This is a genomic window from Rothia sp. HMSC065C03, from assembly GCF_001837295.1.
Classification (GTDB): domain Bacteria; phylum Actinomycetota; class Actinomycetes; order Actinomycetales; family Micrococcaceae; genus Rothia.
In genome coordinates this window covers 530,227-532,384 of record NZ_KV832006.1, presented here as the reverse complement: position 1 = coordinate 532,384, position 2,158 = coordinate 530,227, and the positions used below count along the sequence as shown (strand labels likewise).

Here is a 2,158-nt window from a genome sequence, read left to right as displayed (position 1 = left end):
GTGTTTCGAAAAGCCACTTCTTTGGTGGCTGCTCGAAACACATGTGGCTTTTTGCCGTTTATGGGGAGGGGCGGCCTGTGCTTTACCCCCGGGTAAATCCCGCCCCGCTTATCGTGTCAGGGGTCCGCCCTATTCTGTAATCAGAAGCACCGAAGCCCACGCGCTGAGAGCACCGCAGCCTCCCAGCGCATCCGAGAGAAAGGACCCCCACCATGGCACGCAGCCCCGAAGCCGAAGCCCGCTACAAGGCATACCAGAAGAAGTACCACGCCGAACGCAACGCCCGCGCCCGCTACTCCTACGAGAGGCTCGAAAAGGACTACCGCGTCGTCGTCAACGGCAAGGACCTCTCCGCCGAACTCATGCAGCGTCGAGCCCCCGGCATCACCGGCGAAACCCCCTGGGACAAGGACCTGACCGTCCACCCCTATAAGTGGCGCCGCCAGGGCATGCCCAAAGACCTTCCCCGCTACGTGAGCAACGCGTACGGTGATGCGGCCCCTTACGAATCCTTCACCGACCCGCGCATGCTCTTCGACTGCTCCCTCTTCGACAACATGACCGACGAAGAAATCGCCTACTTCAACGATGAGAAGCACTGGGTGATCGAGGACCTAGACACCGACATCACCCTCAAGAACGAGCTGGAGGGCGAGCCCGGCGTGTACGGCTACCTCGTGCACGTGAACCGAGGACGCAAGGAGGTGAACAACCCTCCGAAGGGCCGCTCACGGTATAAGCGTAAGGACGGCAAGGAACTCGTCTGGGATGACCCGCGCCTGGACGCACCCTGGTGGCAGGAATGCGGCGATTACATCTACGTGTACCTGAATGAGAAGGAAGCTCGTGATTCCTTCAAGCAGCAGAAGATGCGCCTGGACGACCTGAACCAGGAGGTGCGCCTGTACCGCCTGACCAAGCCCATCAGCATCAGCGAGGCCCGCGCGTGGCTGAACAGTGACCACCCGCTGCGCGAAGAGAAGCACGGCGCCATCACCCTGGACGCCTTCGGTACCGGTCAGTACGGCCGCCCCGGTGCGCTGCGCCTGCCGCAGCAGCCTGCCCCTGATGAGGATGAGCAGGACCGTATTGCTGAGGAAGAGTACTGGAACAGCCTCACCCCCGAAGAGCAACAGAAGACCCTGGACGACCTCGAATACTACCAGGCCCTGGAAGAGAAGCGTCGCCAGATCAACAAGGAACGCTGCGACGCCATGGAGCCGATGTACACGGAGCGTTTCAACGTGGATGAGTACATGGCGTGGTTGCTGAAGATGGCTCAGTACCGTGTGGATGATGAGCCGGAGGATGAATTCGCTGTTGACTGGCTCAACAAGCTGCGTAAAGAGATTCCGACCATGCCTTTGAAGGAGAAGCTTACCTACGTCGAAGAAGGCATGTACAGGGAAGATCCTAGTGGATGTGAAGAGACGCTACGCAGCCTGAACCTTGTCACCCCGTACGAAACGATGACCCGTCTGGCGGAAATCATGCCGCTGAGCCAGAAGACGATTGAAGCTGCTGTGGCAGTGCACAAGAACCGCCTGAAGCTTGGTATCGAGACTGAGAAGCTGGGTTTTCGCCGCAAGGGTGGTCAGTACCATCTGAATGAGGCGCAGGAGAAGTACGTTCGTGCTGGCTTGGTGGATCGTTACACCCGTGAAGGCGAGGAGGGTTCAACTGAGCTAATGCGAATGGTGTACGACAGCGACTGGTACCCCTGCCTGGAGCCTGACCAGTACGAGGAGGAGGGCGGCTTCTCCTGGGAGACCATCAACATGGAGGACTACCGTGCTGGCCGCCTGCTGCCCTTCGGCGACGGTTTTCCGCGTGGCGCTTTTGGTCCGAAGCATGACCGTATCGAGTACCTGGGTGATTTGCTGCAGCGTGGTGAGATTGATGTGCCGACGTTCTGGAAGCGTGTGCAGGACTCTTCCTACGTGGCAGATCAGGAACGCTTCGGCCCTGATGGGGAAGAGTCGTTCATCGTGACGAAGAAGAACTGGCGTCAGTTCGTTAATTATCGGGAAGAACGGCCGAACAGTGAGTCGGGCACCTTGTGGTACTGTCAGTTCCCCGAAGCACTTGGCAGTGATGACTATGAGGAGCACATGGAACGGAGCTACGTCTGGCGCATCGCAGACTGGGAAGCGTGGAT

At 59.1% G+C, this 2,158-nt stretch carries 1 protein-coding gene; it reads left to right on the top strand.

What is annotated here, in order from left to right; genetic code table 11:
* Positions 1 to 212 precede the first annotated feature (212 nt).
* On the top strand, positions 213 to 2,158 hold a 1,946-nt coding region (locus HMPREF2605_RS07810), incomplete at its 3' end, for a hypothetical protein (protein WP_168167596.1).